Annotated in this window: 27 protein-coding genes; 10 read left to right on the forward strand and 17 right to left on the reverse strand. The window is 67.1% G+C overall.

Going from position 1 to position 25,824, the window contains the following annotated elements; all coding sequences use genetic code 11:
- Nucleotides 1-22 precede the first annotated feature (22 nt).
- A complete protein-coding gene (locus tag A7W11_RS26410; RefSeq protein ID WP_066421238.1) occupies nucleotides 23-463 on the reverse strand; it encodes a MarR family winged helix-turn-helix transcriptional regulator in 441 nt (146 codons plus the stop codon).
- Between the two features lie 159 nt (nucleotides 464-622).
- Here A7W11_RS26410 and A7W11_RS26415 point away from each other — a divergent pair, with 159 nt between their 5' ends.
- Both A7W11_RS26415 and A7W11_RS26420 read left to right on the forward strand, forming a co-directional pair.
- Nucleotides 623-1,534, forward strand: coding sequence for an NAD(P)-dependent oxidoreductase (locus tag A7W11_RS26415; protein WP_066421240.1), 912 nt, complete (start codon nucleotides 623-625; stop codon nucleotides 1,532-1,534).
- Nucleotides 1,535-1,572: 38 nt separating this feature from the next.
- Nucleotides 1,573-2,043 (forward strand): NUDIX hydrolase, encoded by a 471-nt coding sequence (locus A7W11_RS26420; RefSeq protein WP_066421242.1) that lies wholly within the window; start codon nucleotides 1,573-1,575, stop codon nucleotides 2,041-2,043.
- 48 nt (nucleotides 2,044-2,091) lie between these two features.
- Here A7W11_RS26420 and A7W11_RS26425 read toward each other — a convergent pair whose 3' ends face one another.
- Nucleotides 2,092-2,610 (reverse strand): lipocalin-like domain-containing protein, encoded by a 519-nt coding sequence (locus A7W11_RS26425; RefSeq protein ID WP_066421244.1) that lies wholly within the window; start codon nucleotides 2,608-2,610, stop codon nucleotides 2,092-2,094.
- 91 nt (nucleotides 2,611-2,701) lie between these two features.
- The gene (locus A7W11_RS26430; protein ID WP_066421253.1) at nucleotides 2,702-3,418 is read right to left on the reverse strand and encodes a class I SAM-dependent methyltransferase; all 717 of its coding nucleotides are present in this window, start codon (nucleotides 3,416-3,418) and stop codon (nucleotides 2,702-2,704) included.
- A gap of 94 nt (nucleotides 3,419-3,512) precedes the next feature.
- Between A7W11_RS26430 and A7W11_RS26435 the strand changes: the two genes are divergently transcribed.
- Nucleotides 3,513-4,277 (forward strand): AraC family transcriptional regulator, encoded by a 765-nt coding sequence (locus tag A7W11_RS26435; RefSeq protein WP_066421262.1) that lies wholly within the window; start codon nucleotides 3,513-3,515, stop codon nucleotides 4,275-4,277.
- Here the strand turns inward: A7W11_RS26435 and A7W11_RS26440 are convergent.
- From A7W11_RS26440 to A7W11_RS26465, 6 genes are all read right to left on the reverse strand, one after another.
- Entirely contained in the window at nucleotides 4,230-4,661 is a 432-nt protein-coding gene (locus A7W11_RS26440) for a hypothetical protein (RefSeq protein WP_066421265.1), read from the reverse strand. The two genes, A7W11_RS26435 and A7W11_RS26440, sit on opposite strands and share 48 nt — an antisense overlap.
- Nucleotides 4,662-4,696: 35 nt before the next feature.
- The gene (locus A7W11_RS26445) at nucleotides 4,697-6,220 is read right to left on the reverse strand and encodes an efflux transporter outer membrane subunit (RefSeq protein ID WP_066421267.1); all 1,524 of its coding nucleotides are present in this window, start codon (nucleotides 6,218-6,220) and stop codon (nucleotides 4,697-4,699) included.
- A gap of 9 nt (nucleotides 6,221-6,229) precedes the next feature.
- Nucleotides 6,230-7,159 (reverse strand): efflux RND transporter periplasmic adaptor subunit, encoded by a 930-nt coding sequence (locus A7W11_RS26450; RefSeq protein WP_066421268.1) that lies wholly within the window; start codon nucleotides 7,157-7,159, stop codon nucleotides 6,230-6,232.
- On the reverse strand, nucleotides 7,152-7,346 hold the full coding sequence (locus tag A7W11_RS26455) for a DUF1656 domain-containing protein (RefSeq protein ID WP_066421269.1): 195 nt from the start codon (nucleotides 7,344-7,346) through the stop codon (nucleotides 7,152-7,154). The genes A7W11_RS26450 and A7W11_RS26455 overlap by 8 nt, the downstream gene beginning before the upstream one ends.
- Nucleotides 7,336-9,468 (reverse strand): FUSC family protein, encoded by a 2,133-nt coding sequence (locus A7W11_RS26460; RefSeq protein ID WP_328587242.1) that lies wholly within the window; start codon nucleotides 9,466-9,468, stop codon nucleotides 7,336-7,338. The genes A7W11_RS26455 and A7W11_RS26460 overlap by 11 nt, the downstream gene beginning before the upstream one ends.
- A gap of 120 nt (nucleotides 9,469-9,588) precedes the next feature.
- Entirely contained in the window at nucleotides 9,589-10,527 is a 939-nt protein-coding gene (locus A7W11_RS26465) for a LysR family transcriptional regulator (protein WP_066421271.1), read from the reverse strand.
- A gap of 171 nt (nucleotides 10,528-10,698) precedes the next feature.
- On the opposite strand from A7W11_RS26465, the gene A7W11_RS27775 reads away from it, so the two are divergent.
- The 3 genes from A7W11_RS27775 (at nucleotide 10,699) to A7W11_RS26475 (ending at nucleotide 15,038) form a co-directional block, all read left to right on the forward strand.
- Nucleotides 10,699-10,923, forward strand: coding sequence for a helix-turn-helix transcriptional regulator (locus tag A7W11_RS27775; protein WP_082887501.1), 225 nt, complete (start codon nucleotides 10,699-10,701; stop codon nucleotides 10,921-10,923).
- Nucleotides 10,924-11,157: 234 nt separating this feature from the next.
- Nucleotides 11,158-13,794, forward strand: a complete 2,637-nt coding sequence (mutS, locus tag A7W11_RS26470; protein ID WP_412778752.1) for a DNA mismatch repair protein MutS — start codon at nucleotides 11,158-11,160, stop codon at nucleotides 13,792-13,794.
- Between the two features lie 44 nt (nucleotides 13,795-13,838).
- A complete protein-coding gene (locus tag A7W11_RS26475) occupies nucleotides 13,839-15,038 on the forward strand; it encodes a cupin domain-containing protein (RefSeq protein ID WP_066421282.1) in 1,200 nt (399 codons plus the stop codon).
- A gap of 242 nt (nucleotides 15,039-15,280) precedes the next feature.
- Here the strand turns inward: A7W11_RS26475 and A7W11_RS28225 are convergent, their stop codons facing one another.
- Entirely contained in the window at nucleotides 15,281-15,595 is a 315-nt protein-coding gene (locus A7W11_RS28225) for a hypothetical protein (RefSeq protein WP_156523245.1), read from the reverse strand.
- A 360-nt stretch (nucleotides 15,596-15,955) separates the two neighbouring features.
- On the opposite strand from A7W11_RS28225, the gene A7W11_RS27785 reads away from it, so the two are divergent.
- Nucleotides 15,956-16,282, forward strand: a complete 327-nt coding sequence (locus tag A7W11_RS27785) for a BrnA antitoxin family protein (protein WP_082887502.1) — start codon at nucleotides 15,956-15,958, stop codon at nucleotides 16,280-16,282.
- A 162-nt stretch (nucleotides 16,283-16,444) separates the two neighbouring features.
- Here the strand turns inward: A7W11_RS27785 and bamC are convergent, their stop codons facing one another.
- From bamC to A7W11_RS26505, 4 genes are all read right to left on the reverse strand, one after another.
- Nucleotides 16,445-17,572, reverse strand: a complete 1,128-nt coding sequence (gene bamC, locus A7W11_RS26490; protein ID WP_066421291.1) for an outer membrane protein assembly factor BamC — start codon at nucleotides 17,570-17,572, stop codon at nucleotides 16,445-16,447.
- 15 nt (nucleotides 17,573-17,587) lie between these two features.
- The gene (gene dapA, locus A7W11_RS26495; protein WP_066421293.1) at nucleotides 17,588-18,493 is read right to left on the reverse strand and encodes a 4-hydroxy-tetrahydrodipicolinate synthase; all 906 of its coding nucleotides are present in this window, start codon (nucleotides 18,491-18,493) and stop codon (nucleotides 17,588-17,590) included.
- A gap of 242 nt (nucleotides 18,494-18,735) precedes the next feature.
- Nucleotides 18,736-19,383 (reverse strand): site-2 protease family protein, encoded by a 648-nt coding sequence (locus A7W11_RS26500; RefSeq protein WP_066421296.1) that lies wholly within the window; start codon nucleotides 19,381-19,383, stop codon nucleotides 18,736-18,738.
- Nucleotides 19,384-19,483: 100 nt separating this feature from the next.
- Nucleotides 19,484-20,113 carry an L-threonylcarbamoyladenylate synthase gene (locus A7W11_RS26505; RefSeq protein ID WP_066421302.1) on the reverse strand — a complete coding sequence of 210 codons (630 nt, stop codon included), beginning with the start codon at nucleotides 20,111-20,113 and terminating at the stop codon, nucleotides 19,484-19,486.
- Nucleotides 20,114-20,164: 51 nt separating this feature from the next.
- Here A7W11_RS26505 and ypfJ point away from each other — a divergent pair, with 51 nt between their 5' ends.
- Nucleotides 20,165-21,007, forward strand: coding sequence for a KPN_02809 family neutral zinc metallopeptidase (gene ypfJ / locus A7W11_RS26510; protein WP_066421313.1), 843 nt, complete (start codon nucleotides 20,165-20,167; stop codon nucleotides 21,005-21,007).
- 14 nt (nucleotides 21,008-21,021) lie between these two features.
- Here ypfJ and A7W11_RS26515 read toward each other — a convergent pair whose 3' ends face one another.
- The gene (locus tag A7W11_RS26515; protein ID WP_156523246.1) at nucleotides 21,022-21,294 is read right to left on the reverse strand and encodes a hypothetical protein; all 273 of its coding nucleotides are present in this window, start codon (nucleotides 21,292-21,294) and stop codon (nucleotides 21,022-21,024) included.
- Nucleotides 21,295-21,410: 116 nt separating this feature from the next.
- Entirely contained in the window at nucleotides 21,411-21,608 is a 198-nt protein-coding gene (locus A7W11_RS26520) for a hypothetical protein (protein ID WP_066421319.1), read from the reverse strand.
- Between the two features lie 209 nt (nucleotides 21,609-21,817).
- On the opposite strand from A7W11_RS26520, the gene A7W11_RS26525 reads away from it, so the two are divergent.
- Nucleotides 21,818-23,908 carry a TonB-dependent siderophore receptor gene (locus A7W11_RS26525; RefSeq protein WP_066421322.1) on the forward strand — a complete coding sequence of 697 codons (2,091 nt, stop codon included), beginning with the start codon at nucleotides 21,818-21,820 and terminating at the stop codon, nucleotides 23,906-23,908.
- A gap of 57 nt (nucleotides 23,909-23,965) precedes the next feature.
- On the opposite strand, the gene A7W11_RS26530 is transcribed toward A7W11_RS26525, so the two are convergent.
- On the reverse strand, nucleotides 23,966-24,748 hold the full coding sequence (locus A7W11_RS26530; protein WP_066421329.1) for a DUF4253 domain-containing protein: 783 nt from the start codon (nucleotides 24,746-24,748) through the stop codon (nucleotides 23,966-23,968).
- Nucleotides 24,749-24,900: 152 nt separating this feature from the next.
- Here A7W11_RS26530 and ku point away from each other — a divergent pair, with 152 nt between their 5' ends.
- On the forward strand, nucleotides 24,901-25,824 hold the full coding sequence (gene ku / locus A7W11_RS26535; protein WP_066421332.1) for a non-homologous end joining protein Ku: 924 nt from the start codon (nucleotides 24,901-24,903) through the stop codon (nucleotides 25,822-25,824).

Raw genomic sequence — 25,824 nt, forward strand, 5'->3', positions numbered from 1 at the left:
ACGCCCCTATGGGGCGCGTCACTTACTGGGCACGCGCCGCCGCGGCGGCCCGGTCCAGCGCCTCGGAAGCCCTCTCTTGCTCATCGGCGCTGAACTGGCTCAGAAAGACCTCTGCAACCGTGCCTTCGTAGACTTTCCACATTTTCCTGCGTAGCGCGCGCCCTTCTTTCGTGATCGTCGCATACGCGGCACGGCCGTCCTCGGCCGAGCGCGCACGCGTGACCAGCCCCTCGTGTTCCAGGCGATCGACCAGACGCGTGAGGTTGTAGCGTTCTATCGCCAGGGCGTCGGCGAGCTCGTGCATGCGCCGCGTTCCGTCCGGCCCGCTTTCCAGGCCCCAAAGCACGTCGTACCAGGCGTAGGCGGGCAACCCGGCTGCCGCCAGACGACGCTCCACCTCGCGGATCATCAAACGATGGGCACGCACAAACGAGAACCAGAGATCCGTTCCGCCCTTCGTCATGGCAAGTTCCTTCCCTATTTTCTATTGCATTTGCAATTGTATCGGACTTAGAATTGCATCCCTGACGGTTGCAACTGCAATCAATCAGCGGGCTGCCCATGAGCCGCCATGCCTGGTTGATCCGGATCGGTCTGATTCCACTTTTCCTGGAGCCGCGAGATGCATACGAATGTCGGATTCATCGGTTTGGGCGTGATGGGGACTCCCATGGCGCTCAATCTGGCGCATGGCGGAATACCCTTGATGGTGTGGAGCCGATCGAGCACGCAGTACGACACGCTGCGCGAAGCGGGGGCCAGCGTTGCCGACAGCCCTGAAGCGTTGGCCTCCCAGTGCGAGACCATTCTGCTCATGCTGGCCAACGAAGGAGCAATAGACGATGTTCTGGGCAGAGGCACGCCCAAGTTTGCGGATCTGGTCAGAGGACACCTGATCGTCAACATGAGCACGACCTCCGCCGAGTACTCGCGGTCGCTGGCCGCGGAGATCGAGGCCCACAATGGCAACTATGTCGAGGCGCCGGTATCGGGCTCCCGCAAGCCGGCGGAAACCGGGCAGCTGGTCGTGATGCTGGCAGGCCGGCCGGAACCTGTGCGGACGGTGCAAGACCTCGTCCGGCCCTTGTATCGGGAGAGCGTGCTCTGCGGCGACGTGCCGAACGCCTTGACGATGAAGCTCGCGGTCAACCTGTTTCTCATCACCATGGTGACGGGACTGGCCGAAGCGACGCACTTTGCTCAACGCCACGGCATCCCCCTGGCGCAGTATGCGCACGCGCTGAATGCCGGCCCGATGGCAAGCGACGTATCGCGCGTGAAGATAGGCAAGCTCGCCACGCAGGATTTTTCCGTGCAGGCGGCCATTACCGATGTGTTGAAAAACAGCCGCCTGGTTGCGGAATCCGCGCGGCACCTGGGCATCGCATCGCCGCTATTGGACGTCTGTCATGCGCTCTACGGCGAAACGGAAGCGCTGGGCCTGGGAACCCAAGACATGATCGCAGTCATCCGCGCCCTCGAACGGCGCACGGCTGACGGTTCGTCTTCATCCGATACCCGCCATTCCCCATAGTTCATCGCGCAACCCCTGTTCCCTGCAGAGAATATCCAATGGCCCGATTGCCGAGGGCGCTCAACCCGGGGCGTCGTCCAGTTCCCGCGGCGATTGCCGTCGTCATCCGCGCCCACCAGGTTCTGCTGGTCAGGCGCGCCAACCCGCCAGACGCAGGCCGCTGGGGATTCCCGGGAGGGAAGATCGACTTCGGCGAAAGCATCGAGCAGGCAGCGCAGCGCGAACTGCTGGAGGAAACGGGTGTCCGCGGCGAAGCGCAACGGGTTTTCACGGCGGTCGATGTCTTCGACCACGCCCTGTCTGGCGAGCTTCGCCAACATTTTCTGCTGGTGGCCGTACTGTGCCGTTACCTGGGCGGCGAGCCGGTTGGCGGCGACGATGCGCTGGACGCGCAGTGGTTTGCACTCGATGCGCTGGAGGCGTCGGAGCTGGCGCTCAGCCACGACGTGGCCAGGGTCGCCCGCGAAGGAGCGCGGCTTGCCCGCATGGCAGGGGCGATCACACCATGACCGCCCATGCACAGGCTATCGCGAATGCGGCTCCTGGCTTCGCCGTTCCTAGTGGACTTTCCGCCACACAGAGATCGGCACATCCCCATTGGGCCGCGGGACGACGCGATAACTCAGCTCGTCGTTCTTGAGCTCGTAGTTCCGCTTCTGCTGCTGCCCTTCCCAGTTGGGAAAGGAGGCGTTTTCGATATGGAAGGCCAGCGTGGCGCTGGCCGGATCGATGCTGACGGTGCCGAAGTGCGTGCTGGAGCCCATGACGGCCGCCTTGTACTCGGCGGGTGTCGCCGCGCTTTTGTCGTCGGAGGCAAATCGCGGGCGTTCGGCCTTGAAGATCTGCAGCGAGTAGTGTCCCTGCGCATCGATGACCAGCATGCCCTTGGGCGCGGCGCCGTAGTCGCGTGCCCGCGAGCCATCGGGGTGCAGCACGTCGGCAGCGACCAACGTCCAGGTGCCGACCATCGAGGGATCGACTGTCGCTGCCCCGGCAGGCAAGACCGCGCCCAACGACAGGCTGGTTGAAAGGACGGCGCTGAACAGCGCGTGCTTGAGAATTTTCTGGCCATTCATGGACTGCTTTCCTTCTCGTTACTTGGGTGGGAGGCAAGGCCTCGTCGAGGCCATTGCAGTCCGCATCGCGCGACCAGACGCCGCTGACCGTTCACGTTGCGGTTGAAGTACGCCGAGCCAGCCACGCTCCCCAGAACAGGCTGGCAAAGAAGCGCAGAGGCGTCACGAAACCGGATTGCCCGAGCAGGGAAATCACCGCCTCTTCCGACTCGGGCGGCTGCGCCCCGTGCAGGATCTTGTTCATCTTGGATTGGACTTCGTCCGGCGCCGCACCGTTCATTCGCCACCGCGCGGCCCAGGCCGCCATCAGCAAGGGTTGCGAAGCGTAAGGCCGATAATTTCCGGCGATGACCAACGGGGCGCCGGGCCGCAAGCGCGCGGCAATCTGCGCCAGGATCTCCTGCTTCGCCTCATTGCCGGGCAGGTGATGCAGCACGCCGATCATGATCGCGGCATCGAACGAGGGGGTTGAATCGATCTCTTGCGCCGTCCCCGGAACGGTTTGCACCCGATCCGAGACACCCGCGTCGTCCAGATAGGCGCGCGCCAGTTCCAGCATCGGCGGCGAGGGATCGACAGCGACAAACGACCAGGCTGGCTCCAGCCGCGCGGCGGTGATGATTTCACCCGCGGTGCCGCCGGCGCCGATCACCAGCACCCGCGCGGGCTTTCCTGCGCCCAGGACGGCCGACAGCATGCAGGCGGAGAGTTCGTGGCAAGCGTCATAACCAGCGAGCGCGATCCGGCTCTGGGACGCATATTCTCCTGCGCGGGCAGCATCGAATTTGCTGGCGGAACTCTGCGTCATACAGCCTCTTGCATGGTGTGTTTGCCTCGTGGGCGGCTAGCGCGCCACTGCTCATCATGATAAAAGATTTACGATCAACATATCGAGAATATGCATGATCGAAAGTTCAAAAATCGAGCGAAAGCATGACCGGCTCGTGGCATTCCTGAATGCCTTTTCCCTGAGCGCCACGCATTGCGACAGCGTGGACGAGGCAAATCTCCTCATCGTCGATGCCGAGCATTCGGGGGAACCCACCCACTTGCTCTATCGGGCGCGTTCCGCTGCCACGCTGCCGGACGTCGCGGCCCTGTGCGCGGCCACGAAAGTGGATTTCGGGGGCAATGCCAATCCGCTTGTCGGCGCCTTGCCTGATGAATTGTGTTTCTCGCTGGCTGACGACTTGCCATTGCGCGAGTTGTCGAAGCTGATCGTGGCGGAAGTGAAAGTGGCCCGTTGCGGGGCAGGTTCGATCCGGGCGCGGCTGTGCGAGGTCGTCGTGGTGCTGGCCATCCGCAAGGCCATCGCGATTGGCACGGTCGATGCCGGGTTGCTGGCGGGGCTTGCCCATCCCAAGCTGCATGTCAGCCTCATTGCGATGCATGACGATCCTGCGCGCAACTGGCAGATCGCGGATTTGATGGCCCTGGCGGACATGTCGCGCGGACAGTTCATCGCAGCCTTCAAGCAGACCGTCGGCCGATCGCCCGGCGCCTACCTGAACGGATGGCGGTTGGCGTTGGGACGCGCCAGGCTACTGTCCGGGCGCAGCGTCAAGGCGGTGGCGGCAATGGTCGGCTTCGGTAGCCCAGCCGCCTTTTCGCGCGCGTTTTCACGCAAGTATGGTTATCCGCCGATCCAGAGCAAGTCTCGACCTTGAGCCGCACGCCACCGGGTTGCCGTACTGCACCGTTTGCCAGCCGGTCGCAACGGCTCCGAAGGCCTTGACGGTGCCCTCGGACTTGGCCTGGATGCCGGCCCGCCGCTCATTGTCCGGCTCGATGCTGATGAGCGCCTTGCAGACGAGGCCCAGCGGTTCCTTGTTGCGCTTGAGCCAGACGCCACGGTGCTTGCGATCTTCGTGGGTCTCGTCGGTGTCGAGCTGGTCGTACACCACGACGAACGGCTGGGCGTGCCGCATGAGGGCCACCATTTCCGCTTCCCACTGAAGCGCATGGCCCGGCTTTGCCGCGGCCTGGTCGAAAACCACGAAGGGAAACTCGCGGATGTCGTGAACGGCGAAGATACTCGGATCGAGGCTCATGTCGAGGGACTCTCCTTGGCGCAAAGGGAAGGTGCTCACAGGCCGGCAGCCGTGTGCGCCACGGCAGGCTGGCCGGATGAATCGGAAGCGCCGGTGGAGCGGACCATCGGCGTGTCCTGCCAGCCCGCGCCCAGCGCCTTGTAGAGTGCGATGGCGCCGCGCACTTCGCCGGCCCGGCTCAGCGCCAGCGCGTCACGGGCCTGATTGGCCGCTCGCTGGGCGATGAGCACCGGCAGATAGGCGCTCAGGCCACCGCGATAGAGCCGGGTCGCGCGATCGAGCGCCTTTTGGCTGTCGTCGACCGCGGCCATCAGCGATGCTTGCCGCTGACGTTCGCTGTTCAGTGTGGTCAAGGCGTCTTCCACATCGCGCAGCGCCAGCCGCACGTCACGTTCGTAGGCCAGCCGCGCCGCGGCCGCGCCGGCCTGCGCCACGGCGACGCCAGCGCGTGCCCGGCCCCCGTCGTAGAGCGTCTGGCCCGCCTGCACACCCGCCGACCATGCCAGGCTCGCGCCGGAGAACAGGTCGTGCAACAGGCTGGCGGTGGTGCCGAGACTCAACGGGATGGTGAAGTGAGGCAGCCGTGCGGCCTCGGCCACCCCGATCCGCGCCGTGGCCGCGGCCAGGCGCCGTTCGCCGGCCTGCAGGTCGGGACGCTGGCGGATCACCTCTGACGGCAATGCCAGCGGCAAGGCCGGCGCCACGGGCAGCACAGGCGCGGACTCGGCCAGCGCGGCGCGCCAATCGCCGGGAAATCCGCCGGCCAGCACGCCGATGGCGTGGCTCAGGCGCGCAATCGCGGCCTCCAGCACGGGAGGCTGCGCCTGCGCGGCTTCGCGCTCGGCACGGGCTTGGGCCACTTCGGCCGACGTGCCCAGCCCGCCCCGCAATGCCCGCTCGGCAAGGCGTTCGCCTTCGCGCAGGTTGCCGATGTTGTCGCGGGCGATGGCCAGGCGCGCCTGCGCCGTGCGCAGCTCGGCGTAGTCGGCCGCGAGCTCGGCCAGCAGACTCACCTGCAAGGCATGCAAGTCATCGGACAGGGCGTCGATACCCGCGTCGGCCGCTTCCACGGCCCGCCGGCCGCCACCGAACACGTCCAACTCCCAGCTCGCATCGAAGCCCGCGCGCCAGGTGCGGGATCGACCGATCCCCGGCGGCCAGTCCAGGGCCTTGCTGGACCGCAGAGCATCCGCAGTGCCTCCGGCCGAAAGGCTCGGTTCGAGATTGGAGGCTATCTGGACGCGCTCGGCGCGCGCCTGTTGCAGCCGCGCCTGGGCGATGCCGAGGTCCTGGTTGTTGGCCAACGCCTGATCGACCAGGCGATCGAGCATCGGATCGCCGAATGCCCGCCACCATGTCCGCAGGCGCGCACGATCCGCCACCGCGAAATTCCCGTGGGTTTCGGTCCACCGCGCCGGCACGTCGACCTGGGGCGGTCGATAGTCCGGGCCGACCGTCGTGCAGCCTGGCAGGGCCGTCAGCAGCGCGCTGGCAAGCGCGGCCAACCGGGCGCGGCGCGAGGCTGCGCCGCGCAAGGATGACGAGAATGGGGATTTCATGACGACGGCCTACAACCAACGGTGCAGCAGCATGGCCAGGCGCCCTTCGGGCACGACGTCCTGTCCCGGCTGGCCGACCCCGATGCTGCACGTCATTCCGGCGGCCAGGACAATGCTTGCGGGCACGTGATCGATTTCGACCCGGACCGGAATCCGCTGGGCCAGGCGTATCCAGCTGAAACTCGGCTCGACGCTGGGCAGGCCCTGGGCATCGGCCAGTTCGTTGGCGTTCGTGATACCGCGTCCGATGCTGGCGACATGCCCATGTATCAGGTCGTCGAATCCCATCAGGCGGATCTGTGCGGGCGCGCCGGGACGGATGCCGTGCAGCTTGGTTTCCTCGAAGTAACCCGTGATCCAGAAGCTGTGCGCGTCGAGCAAGGCGATATTGGGATGCCCGGCGACCGCGTAGTCCCCCTGGCGCAACCGCAGGTGCGTCACGTAGCCATCCACGGGAGCCCGCAAGGTCGTGCGCGCCAGGTCCAGGCGGGCCACGTCCAGCGCGACCCGCGCGCGGCGCTGCTCGGCTTCGGCAATGGCAACGGCCTGAGTGGCGTGATGGATGTCCTCGCGGGGCACCAGGCCATCCATGCCCTTGCGGCGCTGCGCATCGTCCCGCTTCTGGCTCAGCGCGGCCGTGGCCGCCGCCAGTTGCGCCTCGGCCTGGGCGACGGCGAGCTCGAAACGCTCGGGATCGATGCGATAGAGCACGTCGCCGCGCTCGACGTATTGGTCATCCATCAGCGGCACCTCGATCACGGTGCCGTTTATCTCGGGGGCGATGCCCACGATCTGCGCGCTCACACGGCCGTCGCGGGTCCAGGGGGCGAGCACGTAGGCCCGCCAGAGCGCGGTGACGAGTATCACGGCGGCGGCGACGGCCAGCAGTGTCAGGGCCGCCTTCGCGGCGGGCTTCAAGAGGGAGGAGGCACTAGACATACAGAATCAGCAGCGAAACCAGGCAAAGTGAAAGGGCAAACTCGAACAGCGCGGGATGCCAGACCCAGCGCAGCACGCCGGTGCGCGCGAGCAGGAAACGCAGCCCGAGGAAAAGCGGTACGGCAATGCAGGCGTAGACAAGGAATGGCGGCAGATAAATGCCGGCCACGGCGACTTCACTGAGCATGGGCAGGCCCCCGGGATAGCGTGGAGAAATAGCCGGCGTGGGCTTCCAGCAGCGCGGCAATGTCGGTCAGCGCGGCGGCCAGGCGGTGCCGGTCGCCGCCCGGGGCGCCGTCGATGACGATTCGGCGCAGGCCGAGCGCGGCGCGGCGTGCGTGGCCGGCGGCCTTGAGGGGAGCGTCCGCCCGGCGAGCCATCCGGTCCAGCGCAGCCGCCACCAACGGGCGCATGGCCGATGCGGGCGGCGCCTGCCGGAGCCATTGGCGCAACCGCAGCAGTTCGCGGCCCAGGTGCAAACTTGCCAGCGCGTCGCCAATCGCATGGTCCATCGTGGCGGGCCGGGCCTTGAGCATGGCGCCGAGCTGTGCCATGCGATGCTGCTGGCGCAGTTGCCACAGGCGGCGGTCGGCCGCTGCTCCACGCAAGAGAGCCAAGGCCTCGTCACGGATGCGGCGGCGCAGCCGCTCGATGTCGCGAACCGGATCGCGCGGCAGGAAAATCCTGAATCCCAGCAGCGTCAGCGCGGTGCCGACGAACCAGGCCAACGACCAGTTCATGAACCGCGCAAGGTCGTAATGCATGGGATTGTCCGCGGCCACCAGCGTATTGAACCCAACGAGATAGGCAAGCCCCGCCAGGGTGTGGGCGGGAACGCTCGTGGCATAGATGCCGGGCAGCCAGAACAGGGCCAGCACGACCGACAGCAGCGGCATCCCCTCTGTATGCGGCAGCACGCCGAACGCGCACAGGAACGCCGCGGGGATGGCGTACAGGGTTCCCTTCAAGAACTGAACGGCACCCGCGGCGGGATTGGGCGATGGCGACAGCAGCGCGCAATAAGGGGCAATGATCAACACCATGACGTCCCCGGCGGGCCAGCCGGTTGCGATCCAGAGCGCGCCTGCCGACACCATCACCAGCATCGCGCGCAAGCCGTTCTCCAGCGCCGCCGTCGTGTCCCGGTGAAAGCGTACGGAACGTGCCGCGCCGCGCGGGCTCGGGCGATGCAGCGCGGCGATGCCAGCCAATGCGGCCAGATAGTCGTCGATCTGCTCGACCAGCCGGTCGCCAACGATGAGCCATGCGGCCTCTTGCGCGGGGTCATTCAGGGTCGACTCGTCAAGGGCCGCGGTCAGGCGCGCGCGGGCCTGGCGCAATTGCGCTATCGCCGGATCGATTCCTTGCGCGCCGCCCGCCAGGGCCTGTTCCGCCGTCCGCCATGCGTTTTCCAGTGCCGGCTGCAAGGTGCGCCATGCCCGCGTACTGGCGCCGTGTGCCGGCAACGGCGGTGCCCCGCCGACCAGCGCGGCGAACAGCGATGCCATCGCATGGCGTACGGCCACGGCGCGTTGCGCCAGGTCGGCCGACTCGGCTTTGCCCAGCGCCAGCAGATCGTCGACGCCATAGATTTCGGTCATGAGCCTGCGCTGTTCCGGCGCAGTCCGTGCAGACGTGCCGGCGCCGCTGCCTTCGTTCGAGGTGTCGTGCCGTGACGCGATGGCGTTTGCCGTCCCGGCGGCCAGCCGTCCAACGAGTGCTTCGAGCTTGCCCCGCACGCTGCGCCGGCTGAACAGCGCGGACACCAACCCCAGGCAGATGACGCCGATTGCCACGGTGGCCGCCCTGCCCACGGCCTGCTCGAACGCGTGCTCGGGATGCTGCATGGCTCCCAGCGTGGCCAAGCCAATCGTGTAACCCGCCACCGCCGCGCCGTAGGCTCGGAAGTGACGCAGCAGGCTCATGGCCGCCACGCACATTCCGAGCCACAAGCCATCGGCCAGCACGAACAGCCACGGCATCTGCGCGAATGCGGCCATCAGCGCGAGGGCCGCGACCATGCCGACCAGCGTACCGAGCAATCGCCAACTGCCCTTGCCGATGACGGCCCCCTGCAGCGGGTTGAGCACGAGCAGAACCGTCGTCGCCGCGGAGTACGGCATCTCCAGTTCAAGTGAATAGGCGACCGTCAGCGCCAGCAACGCGGCCAGCGTCGAGCGCAGGACATAGGCCGCGCGCGGCGTGGTGAAATCCAGCCGCGCCAGCCCAGCCGCAAGCGCGGCGATCAGCCGGCCACGGGCCGAAATGGGAGTGCCCGAAGGCACCGGCGATACTGTCGCTGGCCGCACGATGATGCATTCCTGCAGTGATTCTTTGCATCACTGTAGGGCGGACCTACCATTCAGAAAAGTGACTTTATCTGAGTCCACAATTGCACACGACGCACTGATCGAACGCGCGATCCGATCCTACGCCCTGGCCTTGCCGCGCCTGGAATCCAGGGCTTCAGCGTCATTGCAGAGATCACGGATCGTGCGGCGCAGCCACTGGTGCGCGGGGTCGTTCTGAAAACGCGGATGCCACGCCTGGGTGAACACCACCGTCTCCAGCGGGATGGGCAGATCGAAGGCGCGGATGCGCAGGCCTGCCGCCAGCGCACTGCCCACCAGATGCTCCGGCAGCGGCAGCAGCAGGTCGGAATCCTGCAACGCGAAGAAGGCGGTGAACGGCGTGGAGACGACCAGGGCGACGTGCCGGCGCAGGCCCAGGGCCTCCAGGGCGGCATCGATCGGGCCGGAAGACTTGCCGCGCCGCGACACACCGATGTGGCCCCAGCGCGTCAGCCGCTCGGCCGTGATGTCGTCCTCGAAGATCGGATGGTCCTGGCGAGCGATGCCGACGAAGGTGGTGGTGAACAAAGGCTGCACGCGGATTTCCGGGCCCAGCTTGCGTGACGCGCTGATGAACAGGTCGATCCGTCCGCTGCGCAGCGCCTCATCGTCCACGTCGTCTTCCTCGGGCGAAAAGCGCAGCACGGCGCGCGGCATCTCGGCCGCCAGCGCCTCCAGCAGGCGGCCCGCGTGCAAGCCTACGAATACGTCGTTGGCCCGCACGTTGAAGCGCCGTTCCAGTGCCTTGAGATCAATGTCAGGGGTGGGCGCCAGCACCTGGGTTGCCTGCTCCAGCGCTGCGCGCACCTGCTCGCGCAGCGCCAACGCCCGCGGCGTCGGCACCAGCTTGCGCCCCGCCTGCACGAACACCGGATCCCCCAGTGTCTCGCGGATGCGGCCCAGCGTGCGGCTCATGGCCGGCGGGCTCAGGTTCATGCGCCTGGCCGCGCCGACCACGCTGCCCTCTTCCAGCAGGGTGTCGAGCGCGAGCAGCAGGTTCAGATCGGGATGCTCCATCGCGTGCCTCAGTCCGGTTGCGTCCAGCGGAATCCTAAACCCCTACCCGTTCGCTGAGAAGCACGAAAATAGGCGCGGAAGCCGGCATGGACGATTACGCGCAATGAGCGTAACATTGCCCCGCAGAACCTCCCTGATCGCTTCCGCGCAGCGCGCCTTGCTATCGGCACCATGAACGCCGCGAAACCTCATACCCCGAAACCCGATGCCATCCGTCATGCCCGCCTCGTCGTGGGGCTCACGCAAGCAGAAGCCGCCAATGTCGTCCGGTCTTCGCTGCGCGGCTGGCAGCAATGGGAGGCTGGGGATCGAGCCATGCCGCCAGGGTTGTTCGAGCTGTTCATGCTCAAGACCAATCAATGGGCGCTCGACCGCAACCATGACGATTCAACATGAGGCAAGGCAAATGGCGCGGGCAACGACCCATGCAGGCTGCACAGGTGTCCAGAAGCGCGGCCATTGAATCCGCGCCTTCTTCATCATGTCCAGGCGCGCCCGCCATGCGCATACCGCATGCAGACGCAGACGGAGCCACCGTCAGCGCGTGATGCATGGACATGAACCCCGTGGCCCGAATCCACGCCCAAACAGCACCACGAAGCCGTAGAAATCCTTAAGCCATTGATGTTAATGAAAAAACTAGACGTGTCTGGACATACTCCCATGATGCAGCAATACCTTGCCTTGAAAGCCGAGGCAGGTCCCTTGCTGTTGTTCTACCGCATGGGCGATTTCTACGAGATGTTCTATGAAGACGCCGAACGCGCCGCGCGCCTGCTCAACGTCACGCTGACCAAGCGCGGCGCATCGAACGGCACGCCCATCCCCATGGCCGGCGTGCCCGTGCATGCCATGGAGTCGTATCTGGCGAAATTGGTGGCCCTGGGCGAATCCGTTGCCATCTGCGAACAGATAGGCGACCCGGCCGCATCCAAGGGCCCTGTCGAACGCCGCATCGTGCGCATCGTCACGCCCGGCACGCTGACCGACGACGCCCTCCTGCCCGCCAAGGCCGACCGCGCGCTGGCCGCCGTGTGGGCCAGCGGCAAGGCGCGCGATCCGCGCGTGGGCCTGGCCTGGCTGAACCTGGCCAGCGGCGAATTCCGCGTCACCGAATGCGCGCCCGCGCAGCTCGAATCCGAACTGGCCCGCATCGCGCCGGCCGAACTGATCTGCGCAGACGGCGCCGACGCTGTCGCGGGTTTCGACGGCGCCCTGTCGCGCGTGCCCGACTGGCATTTCGAACGCGACGGCGCCCGCGCGCACCTGCTGGCGCATTTCAAGACCGATACGCTGGGCGGCTTCGACATCGAGGACATGCCCGCGGCCATCTGCGCGGCGGGCGCGCTGCTGCGCTACGCGGCGCGCACGCAGTCGCAGGCCCTGTCGCACGTGCAACTGATCACGGCCGAACGTCCCGGCCAATACGTGGTGCTGGACCCGGTCACGCGCCGCAACCTGGAGCTGACGCAGACGCTGGCCGGCGAAGACTCGCCAACGCTGTTCTCGCTGCTGGACGGCTGCCGCACCCCCATGGGCAGCCGCCTGCTGCGCCGCTGGCTGCATCATCCGCTGCGCGAGAACGCGCCGGCACAGGCCCGCCAGCAGGCCATCACCGCGCTGCTGGAGGCCCGCCTGCATCCCGAACAGGCCTTCGGCGCCGACGAACTGCTCGACTCCCTGCGCCAGGCGCTTCATCCGTTCCCCGACATGGAACGCATCTCCTCGCGCGTGGCGCTGCGCTCGGTGCGCCCGCGCGAACTGGCCAGCCTGCGCGACGCGCTGGCTGCGCTGCCCGCGTTGCATACCCTGCTGGGGCAACTGCAACCCGCCACGCCGCGCCTGCAGGAACTGGCCGGCCACCTCAGTCCGGATCCTGAACTGGCCGCCCTGCTGCAACGCGCCATCGCCGCCGAACCGTCGGTGCAGATCCGCGACGGCGGCGTCATCGCCCAGGGTTATGACGCCGAACTCGACGAACTGCGCGGCCTGGCCACCGACGGCGGCGACGTGCTGATGAAGATCGAGGCCCGGGAGCGCGAGCGCACGGGCATCCACAACCTGCGCGTCGAGTTCAACCGCGTGCACGGCTTCTACATCGAAGTCACGCGCGGCCAGGCCGACAAGGTGCCCGACGACTACCGCCGCCGCCAGACGCTGAAGAACGCCGAGCGCTACATCACGCCCGAGCTGAAGACCTGGGAAGACCGCGTGCTGTCGGCGCAGGACCGCTCGCTGGCGCGCGAGAAATGGCTGTACGAGCAATTGCTGGACGCGCTGGCCCGCCACGTGATGCCGCTGTCCTGGTGCGCGGTGGCGCTGGCCGAGCTGGACACCCTGGCCGCGCTGGCCGAGCACGCGCGCCGCCACGCCTGGATCGCGCCCGAGCTGACCGACGACGCCGAGATCGAGATCGAAGCCGGCCGCCATCCCGTGGTCGAGCACGCCATCGAGCGTTTCACGCCCAACGGCTGCCGCCTGGACGCCACGCGCCGCATGCTGCTGATCACCGGCCCGAACATGGGCGGTAAATCGACCTACATGCGGCAGACCGCGCTGATCGTGCTGCTGGCGCGCACCGGCAGCTTCGTGCCCGCCGCCCGCGCCCGCATCGGCGCCATCGACCGCATCTTCACCCGCATCGGCGCGGCCGACGACCTGGCGGGCGGGCGCTCCACCTTCATGATGGAGATGACCGAAGCCGCCGCCATCCTGTCGGCCAGCACGCCGCACAGCCTGGTGCTGATGGACGAGATCGGCCGCGGCACCTCGACCTACGATGGCCTGGCGCTGGCCTGGGCCATCGCCTGCCGCCTGCTGTCGCACAACCGCGCGCTCACCTTGTTCGCCACGCACTATTTCGAACTGACGCGACTGCCTTCCGAGCAGCCCACCGCCGCCAACGTGCACCTGGCCGCCGCAGAATCGGCCGGCGGCATCGTCTTCCTGCACGAAGTGCGCGAAGGCCCCGCCAGCCGCAGCTACGGGATCCAGGTCGCGCAACGCGCCGGCGTGCCGCCCGCGGTCATCCGCCAGGCCTCGCGCGAACTCGAGCGCCTGGAAGCCCAGGGCGCGCCCACGCCGCAGTTGGGCCTGTTCGCCGCCGCCATCGATGCCGACGCGCAGGCGCAGGCCCAGACCGACCGCCAGGACGCCGCCTTCGCGCTGGACGCCCTGCGCGACGAACTGGCCGGCATCGACCCCGACACCCTGACCCCGCGCGAAGCGCTGGACGCCCTGTACCGCTTGAAGGCCCACCTGGCATGAAACGACCCTCCCGCACCGCTGCCCCGCAGTCCGACGCTCCCCGCATGCCACCGGCGCCCGACCAGCCCAACGCGCTGCTGGGCGGCCTGACGCCCGAGGCCTTCATGCGCCGCTACTGGCAGCGCAAGCCGCTGCTGATCCGCCAGGCCATCCCCGGCTTCAGGCCGCCGGTGCCCGCCGCCGCGTTGAAGCGCATGGCGCGCCGCGACGATGTCGAGTCCCGCCTGATCTGGCGCGAGGACGGCCAGTGGCAGATGGAAAACGGCCCCTTCGCGCGCCTGCCCAAGCCCGCCGAGCCCGACTGGACCCTGCTGGTGCAAAGCGTGGACCTGCACGACGATGCCGCCAGCCACCTGCTGCAGCGCTTCCGTTTCGTGCCCGACGCCCGGCTGGACGACATCATGATCAGCCTGGCCTCCACCGGCGGCGGCGTGGGCCCGCATTTCGACAGCTATGACGTGTTCCTGCTGCAGGCATCCGGCCGGCGCCGCTGGCGCTATGGCCGCCAGCGCGACCTGTCGCTGGAGCCCGGCCTGCCGCTGAAGATCCTCGGCAACTTCGAGCCCGAGGAAGAACACATCCTCGAACCCGGCGACATGCTCTACCTGCCGCCCCAGGCCGCGCACGACGGCGTGGCGCTGGACGACGACTGCATGACCATCTCGATCGGTTTCCGCGCCCCCACGATGGCCACGCTGGTGCGCGGCCTGCTCGAAGCCGCGGGTGACCAGGCCATGGCGCGGCTGGGCCAGCCCAGCGGTCCGTACGGCGAGCCGCCGCTGCCCGGCCCGGCGCCCGCCGGCCTGTACCGCGATCCCGGCCAGCCGGCCACGGCGACCCCGGCCGCCTTGCCCGACGCCCTGCTCCAGGCCACGCTGGACACCCTGGACAAGCTGCGCTTCGACGAAGCCCTGGCGGCCCGCTTCCTGGGCTGCTGGCTGACCGAGCCCAACAGCATCAGCGTGTTCGACGGTCCCGGCGAAGACGCGCCCGACCTGGCGCAGGACTGGCCCGACGCCGGCCGCCTGGTGCTCGACCGCCGCACCCGCATGCTGTATCGCGGCAAGCAGCTCTTCATCAACGGCGAGACCGCGCCCATTGCCCCCTCGGCGGCCTTGCGCGCCCTGGCCGATGCGCGCGAACTGCACTGCGCCGACCCGGCATGCCGCAAGCTGGACGACGACGCCCGCGACCTGCTGACGCAATGGCTGGACGACGGCTGGCTGCACTACCGGCCCGCCTGAGGCGCCTGAAACAGCCCTTGCGGCGCGAAAACAACACGGAACGGCCGTCACAAGCCGTTTTCGTAGCATCCTGACACCTGCGCGTGTCCGCATCCCACAGAACGCTAGCGACTCTGAAGCGGCGGTGACATTTCCACATCCAAGACACGGACACGCAAGATTTGTTGCGATTGGGATGCCACCGCTTTAATTTCCAAACGGTCGCGTCTGACGGATTCCTGTAGTCTGGATCATGGTTTCCCCTAGGGGCCCATATATATCTCAATCAAAGAGGAGTTCGACATGATGATGCGCAAATCGCTGATTCTCGCCGCCGCCATGGTTGCCGCCGTTTCGCTGAGCGCTTGCAAGAAGAGTGAAGAGGCAGCTCCCCCGGCCAGCAGCACCCCGGCCCCGTCCACCAGCAGCCCTGCTCCGTCGACCCCGGCGCCTTCCACGCCCGCTCCCGCCGGCGGCACCGGCGGTACCGGTGGCTCGGGCGGTTCGACGACGCCTTCGTCGTAATCGTCCTCCCAGCCTGCAGGCCACGTATCGGCAGGCTGGATGCCAGGACGCACGGACCGGTGACGCGTATCAGAGTCACCGCGACCCCCACGCCGGTTCCGCCTGAGCATCCTCTCCGCGCCCATCTCGCGATCAGCCCGCGTGTCCACACGACACGCGGGCTGATCATTTGTGGGCCTGCATTGATATCTGCCGACACCCTTTCATCTGCAAGGCAACGGACCTTGGCGGCCACCATCGCCAGGGGGTATCCCGTCTGAAAGATCGCAAGCTCGAATCTTCGGCAGAAGAGTAGGCGCTACCTTTGTCGGAAGCCACTACATCGGTGATCGACTGCGTGATCTTTACGGACCGAGCCCTTAGTCGTCGCGTTATCAGCTTGCGAAAAGCCAACAGACGTGAGGAACGACTGTATGCCGAAGCTTAAACCCGGCCACATATCCCCGACCGAACAAGAAGATGCAGCCATCAATCGAGGAATTGCTGCGGATCCGGAAAATCCAGAATGGGCAAAAGAAGACTTCAGCCATGCCCGGGTGATGAAGGCGGGAAAAGTCAGCGTCACGATCCGCTTGGACGCCGAGGTTATCGATGCCGCCAAGGCCCAGGCAGCACAACAAGGCATGGGCTACCAAACGCTGATAAACGACCTCCTGCGGCGAGCTCTGGCGGCAGGTTCCGCGCCACTGACAGAAAGTGCACTTCGGCGCATCTTGCGAGAAGAGCTGCATCACATCTGAACGGTGGGCGAACACGGCCTCACGATGCCGGGCCGTATCCATCCTCACCAGACAAAAAAAACCGGCGAGCATTTCGCAATGCTCGCCGGTTTTTTTCAGGCAACGCGGCGACGACCGCGCTGCCCGCCGTCAGCCCGCCTAAGCGGGCCAGCGGCTGGAGGTTTACAACATCTTGTCGCGCAGCACGCTCAGCATGCGCTGGGCAGTGGTGCCGGTGTCGCGCGCGCCATTGGCGTCCAGCACCGTGACCTGGGTCTGCGAACCGCTGGACGACAGGTGGATGCGGTACTGCGGCGCGGTGGCCGGCTTGCCGCCGAACATGCGGCTGAAGATGTTGGGATCTTCGCGCTTGGCGCCCGTGTCCGTGTCCAGATAGCGCACGTAATAGTCGCCCGCGGTGCGATCGCGGTCGTCCACGGTGAAGCCACCGGAATCCAGCGCGATGCCGACGCGGCGCCACGCGCGCTCGAAGGACTCGTCGACCACCAGTTGAGCCCCCTGTGCGCGCACTTCCTGCTGCACCACGGCCTGCTGCGGATGCGCTTCAGCCTGTTGCAGCAACTGGCGGGCGCGATCGGTGTCGGTGCCCAGGTAGACCATCAGGCGCGCCAGCATGGCGGCGTTCAGGCCCGGATCTTCCTTGCCGTGCTGCCACTCGACCTGGCCCTGATCGGCGCCATAGCGCTTCTCCAGCATCTGCTGGTGGCTGATGTAGATCTCGGTGTGGCCGTTGACGCGTTCGACGCGGGTGCGGAATTTCTCGCGCTCGCCGCTATCGAAGGCCATGTCGATGACCGAACCCAGGGCCTGGCGCAGCCAGCTTTCCGGGATCTTGGCGCGGTTCTCGGCCCAGTTGGTCTCGATCAGGCCAGCCTGCGGGTTGTTCTGGTTGACCGCGAAACCGGTGTCCGTCCAGAAGTCGACCACCTTGGGAAACACTTCCTCGGGCGGACGATCGACCACCAGCCAACGCACGTTGCCGTCGCGCTCGACACGCATGTCGGCGCGGGACGGCAGCACGTTCGAGCCTTGCGGCGTGGCGGCGGCCTGCTGCTGGGCCTGGCCTTGCTGCTGGTATTGCGAATACGTGGTCGGCGCACCGGCCGGCGCGCGATAGCGCGGATCGGACGCGGCCTGGGTCAGGTCGGGCGGAATGCTCAGGGGCTGCCCGCGCTGCGTGCTCTTGTAGTCGATCGCTTCATCGGTGCCCAGCACCTGATTGACCTCGCTGCAGCCCGACAGCAGGGTCAAGACCATCAATGCCGACAAGCCGGCATGACGTTTGTTCATACAAGTCCTCACGTATTAAAGCAGGCCGACTTCCTGAAGGGCGGTGCGCACCGTAGCGTGGTGTGCGTCCCCAAGTTCGACCAGCGGCAGGCGATAGCCCAGTTCGGTGCGGCCCATCTGGGCGAGCGCCCATTTGACCGGGATCGGGTTGGCTTCGACGAACAAAGCCTTGTTGAGACGGGCCAGGCGCGCATTAAGTTCACGCGTGCGCGGCACGTCGCCAGCCAAAGCGGCGGCACAGAGCTCGGACATGAGCCTGGGCGCCACGTTGGCGGTGACCGAGATATTGCCGCGTCCGCCCAGCAGGATCAGGGCGGCGGCGGTGGGATCGTCGCCGCTGAAGACCTGGAAGGTGTCCGGCAGTTCGCGCAGCAGCAGCGCGCCGCGGGCGATGTCGCCGGTGGCGTCCTTGATGCCGACGATGCCGGGCACCTGCGCCAGGCGCAGCACGGTGTCGTTGCTCATGTCGGCCACGGTGCGGCCGGGCACGTTGTACAGCACCGTGGGCAGCTCGACCGCTTCCGCGACGGCGCGGAAGTGACGGTAGATGCCTTCCTGGGTGGGCTTGTTGTAGTACGGAACCACGGACAGGCCGGCGTGCGCGCCCACGGCCAGCGCATGGCGCGCCAGGTGGATGGCTTCGTCGGTGGAGTTGGCGCCCACGCCGGCGATGACCGGGATGCGGCCCGCCGCGTGCTCGACCGCGATGCGGATGAGCTCGGCGTGTTCGTCCATCGACACGGTGGGGGATTCGCCTGTGGTGCCGACCACGACGAGCGCATCGGTGCCTTCGGCGACATGCCAGTCGATCAGCGCGCGATAGGCGTCGACATCGAGACTGCCATCCGGACGCATCGGCGTGACCAATGCGACCATGCTGCCTTGGAAGACGGGATCCGCAGCGCGAGCAGTAGAGACCATTCGGGGTAACTCCGCATCCGGGAACCTACCGCTCCCGGCGTAACACCAGGGATACGTCGTCCCCGGCTTGACCATGACCAACCTGGCTGGCGCCCATGCGATACGGCGATGCCGCACCCCATTTCCCGCCACCTGGCCGAACCACCCGGGCACACGCGGCCCCAGGCTGAACCAATTAAACGGAAGATTTTACCGGATATTGTCCGGGGCGGATATCCGCCCCCTCCCTATGAAAACCGGCGCTAGAGGAACCAGGTGACGACCTGCCGGCCCAGGGCCAGGATCGGCCCCAGCACCACCCAAAGCGTGCCGGTGGCCAGCAGCACCAGCACGATCACCAGGCCATAGGGCTCGATGCGGCCGTACTGATACGCGGCGCGATTGGGCAGCAGGCTGTAGACGATCCGTCCCCCGTCCAGCGGCGGCACGGGCAGCAGATTGAGCGCCATCAGCGCCAGGTTGACGTTGACCCCGGCCATGGCCATCTCGAACCAGAAGCCCTCCTGGGTGCCGCTTTCGAGATAGGCGCGCAGCGCGAAGGTCCACAGCAGCGCCATCACCATGTTGGCGGCGGGCCCGGCCAGCGCCACCCACAGCATGTCCTTCTTTGGACGGCGCAGCCGCCCGAAATCCACGGGCACGGGCTTGGCCCAGCCGAACAGCAGGCCCGCGCCCCCCAGCACCTTGGAGGTCAGCAGGATGAGCGCCGGCACCAGCAGCGTGCCGATGGGATCGATGTGGCGGGCCGGATTCAGGCTGACGCGCCCGGCCTGATAGGCCGTGGGATCGCCGAACATGCGCGCCACATAGCCGTGGGCGGCCTCATGCAGGGTGATGGCGAAGATCACCGGAATGGCATAGACCGCGATGGTCTGGATGATGTCGTTCATAGCGAGCGCGATTGTAGTGCGCGGCCAAGGCACGCCCATGACGGCGTGGCCCTGGCAACGATTCGGGAAACGGACAGGAAAGCCGAGACGGCGCGGCGCCTCAAGCGGCCAGCCCCAGCGCCGCGGGGTCGCCCCGGCCCACGCGCACGACTTGCGGCGTAGCGCCCGTCAGGTCGATCACCGTGGTGGGCGACTGGGCGCAGGCGCCCGCATCGACCACCGCGGCCAGCTCGTGGGCGTAGCGCGAGGCGATGTCTTCGGGGTCGTTCAGGGCATCTTCCTCGCCGCGCGGGATGAGCGTGGTCGACAGCAGCGGCTCGCCGGCCTCGGCCAGCAGTGCGTGCACCACCTTGTGGTCGGGCACGCGGATGCCGATGGTCTTGCGCGAGGGATGCGACACCCGGCGCGGCACCTCGCGCGTGGCTTCGAGGATGAAGGTCCAGGGGCCCGGCGTGGCGGCCTTCAGCAGCCGGTACTGCTGGTTGTCGACGCGCGCGACCTGTCCGATCTCGGCCAGGTCGCCGCACAGCAGCGTCAGATGATGACGTTCGTCCAGCCCGCGCAGCCGGCGCAGCGCGTCGGCGGCGGCCTTGTCGTCCAGCCGCGCGACCACCGCATAACTGGAATCGGTGGGCACGGCCAGGAGGCCGCCATCGCGCAGCCACTGGACCGCCTGCTTGATCAGCCGCGGCTGCGGGTTTTCTGGATGGATGGAAAGAAGCAGAGCCATGCGATTATGCTAACACCGCCCAGGGGGCGACATTCCGCCCGGAGACATATCATGCGCATGGACGATTCACGGGAAAGCCGCAACATCGAAGACCGCCGAGGCGGCGGAGGCCCCCGCCTGGGCCGCGGCAGCATCGGCATCGGGACCATCGTCCTGGCGCTGGTCGCGGCCTATTTCGGCGTCGATCCGTCCATCGTGCTGCAGATGGCCGATGGCCCCGCCGTGCAGCAGCCGCGCCAGCCGACGGCCACCGATCCGCAGACGAAGTTCGTCGCGCGCGTGCTGGGCGAGACGGAAGACACCTGGAGCACGATCTTCCAGCAGCAGCTCGGCCGGCAATACCGTCCGCCCACGCTCGTGTTGTTCAGTGGCGCCACGCCGACCGCCTGCGGCACCGGCCAGTCGGCCATGGGGCCGTTCTATTGCCCGGGCGACAGCAAGGTCTACCTCGACACGGGCTTCTTCAGCGAGATGTCCCGCAAGCTGGGCGCGCCAGGCGACTTCGCGCAGGCCTACGTCATCGCCCATGAGGTCGGCCACCACGTGCAGCACCTGCTGGGCACCGCCGACCGCGTGGCGCAGCTACGCCAGCGCAATCCCGAACAGGCCAACGCGTTGTCGGTGCGCATGGAACTGCAGGCGGATTGCTATGCGGGATTGTGGGCGCGGCGCGCAGACCAGGCGCGGCACATCCTGGACGACGGCGACATCCAGGAAGGCCTGAATGCCGCCAGCGCCATCGGCGACGACACGCTGCAGCGGCGCAGCCAGGGGGTTGTGGTACCGGATGCGTTCACCCACGGCAGTTCCGCGCAGCGGGTGCGCTGGTTCAAGCGGGGCTACGACAGCGGCGACCTGAGCCAGTGCGACACCTTCGGCGCGCAGCGCCTGTAGGCGACGCGGCTGGACTAGGACTGCACGCCCATCATCCCGTCGACGATGTGCTGGCCGTGGCATACGGCCGCATGCACCGCCTCGCGCGGGCTGTAGACGAAACCGCCGTTGTCGAAACAAGGCACCGGATATTCGTCGCCCGGATCCTGCACCGCGCTGGCCGGAACGACCACTACCGTGGCGCTGAACACCGGACCGCTGGGCGCTTCGGCCAGCGGTTCAAGGGGACCTCTGACGACCTTGGCCGTCAATCGATAACCCTTGTAAATCAAATTGTTCTGGTTCACTCGGACGTCCTCTCTGACGTCGAGCATACCGCGCAATGGCCGTCATAAACGCACGAATGTCGCAGTACCGCTACAGGGACAGAGCAGTATTTTCCCTGTAGGGACTCCGCAATAAATCAGTGCTCGCCGTGGCCGGATTTGCCCAGATCCTGGGCCTGTCGGCGCGTGTCCTCGCCCTTGAATCCGCCATAGCTGCTTTGCCCGGGATCCGCGCTGCGGCTGCGTATGCGCTCGTTCCGGTCCTTCTGATGAGCCCCGCTGGCGGGCTTCGGACGGTGTTGGGAATCCGCTTGGTTGGAATGGTCGTTCTTCATGGAAAAGTGCTCCGGGTTGGGAGGTTTTTCTTCCGCAAGGCCCATGCCTGCGCCGCGCGAAAACCCTATCCGGCGATCATATTGTTGCGACGCAACAACAAAATAACGCAAACGATAACCATTACCAATAAAATGCCTGGTTTTCCCGCCGCCGGCTCGCCCGCAGCTCGGCGGGCCCGTCGTCCTTGAATAAGCTGCCGTTTCCTCCCATGCCCTCCCCTCTGCTGCGCGGCGCCCTCGCCGGCCTGTCGTTGTTTCCTCCCGCCCTGGCCCTGGCGCAATCCGCGGCCCCCATCGCCGAACTGCCTTCCGTTCAGGTGACGGCCGGCGGCGATCCCGACACCTTCAATCCCGTGCAGCCGCCTCGGGTGGGCAAATCCTCGGCGCCGCTGTCGGAAACCCCGCAGTCCATCACCGTGGTGCCGCGCGCCGTGCTGGACAGCCAGCAGGCCCAGACGCTGGCCGATGCCTTGCACAACGTGCCCGGCGTGGTCAGCAACCAGTTCGGCCGGCGTGGCTGGGACGATCTCATCATCCGTGGCCAGGTGGCATCGGATTCGCTGTACCTGGACGGCCTGCGCACCGCGGCCTCCAATCGCGTCGCCGAGCAGCTGTTCGGCCTGGAGCAGGTCGAAGTGCTGAAGGGCCCGGCATCCATGCTGTATGGCCTGGTGCTGCCGGGGGGGCTGGTCAACATGGTCAGCAAGCGCCCGCGGGCCGACGCCTTCGCCAATGCGGACGTCACCGTGGGCAGCCACGGCCTCTACCAGGGCACGGTGGACATGGGCACGCCGCTGTCGGACAACGGCCGCGCGGCATTCCGGCTCAACGCCTTGACCATGAACTCGGATGACGCCACCGACTACGTGTGGTTCAAGAACCGCTGGATCGCCCCGTCGCTGTCGCTGGACCTGGGTGCGCGCACCGATTTCACCATCCTGACCAGCTATCAGGAACGCCGCTACATCCGCCAGCAGGGGTTGCCGCTGGCCGGTTCGGTCCTGCCCAACCCGCTGGGAGACATTCCGCGCCGGCGCTTCACCGGCGAACCGGGACAGGATCCGTACCGCGCCTTCCAGACCCGCGTGGGCTACGCCCTGACCCACCGGTTCGACAACGGCTGGACCGTGAACCAGAACCTGCGCTGGCAGGAGTTCTCGATGACCGGCCAGCTTGCGACCAACGGGGCGCTGGGCGCGGACCACCGCACGCTGCGCCGCAGCGCCCAGGACCAGTATTGGAACGGCGACACGTTCACCGTGGACACCCATGCACAACGCCGCTTCGATACGGCGCTGGGCGAGCACACGATCACCGTGGGCACGGACTACCTGCGCACCCGCGAGAACGCCCTGCAGTACAACTGCACGCTGGCCTCGCTGGACGTGTATGAGCCGGTCTATGGTTCGCCCATCCGTTGCCCGGCCACGCCGCGCACCCAGAGTGCGACGACAGTGCGCTCGGTCGGCGTGTACCTGCGCGACGAGATGCGCCTGGGCGAACGCTGGCGCGTGGTGGCGGGCCTGCGCCGCGACGACGCGGCCACTTACACGGACAACCATCTGGACGGCAGCCGAGGCGACAACCCGTCGCAGGCCACCACGGGTTCGGCGGCAGTGATGTACGAATGGCTGCCCGGCGTGCGACCCTACCTCAGCTACGCCTCGTCGTTCTATCCCAACAGCGGCACCGATGCCAACGGCAACCTCTTCGACCCCGAAAAGGGCTCGCAATGGGAAGCCGGCATGAAGATCGACCTGGGCGACGGCAGCACCTCGCTGACCGTGGCGGCCTTCGACCTGCGGCGGCGCAACGTGCTGCAGTCCGATCCCGTCAATGACGGTTTCAGCATCGCCGTCGGCGAGCAGCGCACGCGCGGCGGCGAGATCGGCATCGTGACCGACCTGGGCGACGGCCTGAGCCTGATGGGCGGCTATGCCTACACGGCGGCGGTGATCACCGACGACGGCGGCCAGACGGTCTCGACCGAAGGCGACTGGCTGAACAACGTGCCGCGCCACAGCTACACCCTGACGGCCCGTTTCCGTCCGCGCGGCCAGGCGCTGGGCTGGGAGTTCACGGGCGGACTGCGCGGCGAAAGCACGCGGCATGCCTACGGCTACCAGATCCCGGGATACACGGTGTTCGATGCCGGCGTGGCGTACAACGCCGCGCACTGGCGCGCCGCGCTGACCGTGCGCAACCTGTTCGACAAGGACTATTACTCGGGCGGCCTGGCGCAGGCGATCGCGCTGGGCGATGGCCGCACGGCGATGATGACGCTGGGATATCGCTACTGACTATCGCCTGCGGGGCCGGCCGGCATCCCGGCCGCGCCCTGCCCGCCGCCCCCACCGTCATTCCGTATAGCGCAGCCAGAGATGCCTGCGCCCCGCCACGCCTTCGATCACCGCGGCCGCCAGCGCCTGCCGGTCGTGGCCGCGGGCGTTGTACAGCGCGCAGGCGTCGGCGGCGATGGCCTCGGCCCGCGCCGCATCGGGCGGCGCGTCGCGCAACAGCCCCAGGTACGACGCGCCGATGCCGATCAGGTCATAGCCATGCTCGCGGCAGAAGTGCCGCGCCACCGCGAAGGTCTGGTCCGGCCCCAGGTCGCACGTGAAATAGCCGTTGGGAAAAGCGGCCATCGCATCGTAGGTATAGGCCACCGGCACCAGCAGCGCCGATACCGGCTGGTCCAGCAGCGACACCGGATCGTCCTGGAAGGCGGTCCATTCCTGGAGCGCCTGCGTATCCAGCGTCAGTCCATGCGCGCAGGCCTGCTCGAAAGTGGCGTGCGACGCGAAGCGCGCGAACCCATGCGCGCACACCGGAAATTCCGCCTTGGAGTCCAGATCGCCGACGTAGACGCCGTCCTGGAAGCAGTTCTCCGGGATGCCGGCGGGATCCAGGCCGGTGATGTCGGTCAGCGCGAAACGGCCCCGCGCGTGGCCCGAGGTGTAGCAGGCCTGCGGGAAGTCATCCAGCGAGAACAGCGGCTTGCAGGCAGGATGGCGGGCGGCGATCTGGCGGTAGGCCGCCACCAGTTCGTCCAGGCTGCCGATGCCGCCGATCCGGTATTCGTCGCACAGGCCGCCGGACGGGTTGTCCGGAGTCTTGTTGCCGCGGAATCGCATATCCATTTGAGTGAGTCCTGGCGCGGGGTGGATCGTTCGAGCATAACGTACCGCCCTGGGCGCGGCCGCCCCATTTTCCCTGTCCACGCCGCGCGGCCAGGCACGCCGATTGCTGACTGAATGTCCCCCTATACGCCCCGTCAGGATTGGAGGACACGATGGCCACCCGCACCCTCTGGAAAGGCGCGATCTCGTTCGGCCTGGTTCATATCCCGGTCGGCCTGCACACGGCCGCCACGGAATCGGGCGTGGACTTCGACTGGCTGGACAAGCGGTCGATGGACCCGGTGGGCTACAAGCGGATCAACAAGCGCACCGGCAAGGAAATCGACCGGGACAACATCGTCAAGGGCGTCCAGTACGAAAAGGGCGAGTACGTCATCATCTCGCCCGAAGAGATCGAGCAGGCCTATCCCCGCACCACGCAGACCATCGAGATCCAGATGTTCGTCGAGGCGGCGCAGGTGTCTTTCGTGTATCTGGAACGCCCCTACTACATCGAACCGATCAACAAAGGCCACAAGGTGTACGCCCTGTTGCGGGACACGCTGGCCAAGAGCGGCAAGATCGGCATCGCCAAGGTCGTCATCCAGACCAAGCAGCACCTGGCGGCGCTGGTGCCGTCGGGCGATGCCCTGATCCTGAACCTGATGCGCTGGGGCGACGAGGTCAAGCCGGTATCCGACCTGGATCTGCCCCGCGCCGGGGCCCGGGCCATGGCGCCGAGCGCCAGTGAACTGAAGATGGCGCGCATGCTGATCGACGACATGTCCGGCGACTGGAATCCGGAGGACTTCAAGGACGAATTCCGCGAAGCCATCATGAGTCTGGTGGACAAGAAGGTGAAGGCCGGCAAGACCAAGACCGTGATCGAGCCGCAGGAAGAGACGCCGCGCTATGAGGGCGACAACGTCATCGACCTGACCGAACTGCTGCAGCGCAGCCTGAAGGGCAAGCGGGGGGCATCGGCGAAGGCGGCGCGCAAACCGGCCGCCAAGCAGACCGCGAAGAAGACGCCCGCCAAGCGGACGGCGAAGAAACCGGCCGCCAAGGCAGGGGCCCGCGCTCGCAAGGCGGCCTGA

Origin of the sequence: Bordetella ansorpii, from assembly GCF_900078315.1 — a bacterium.
GTDB lineage: Bacteria > Pseudomonadota > Gammaproteobacteria > Burkholderiales > Burkholderiaceae_B > Bordetella > Bordetella ansorpii.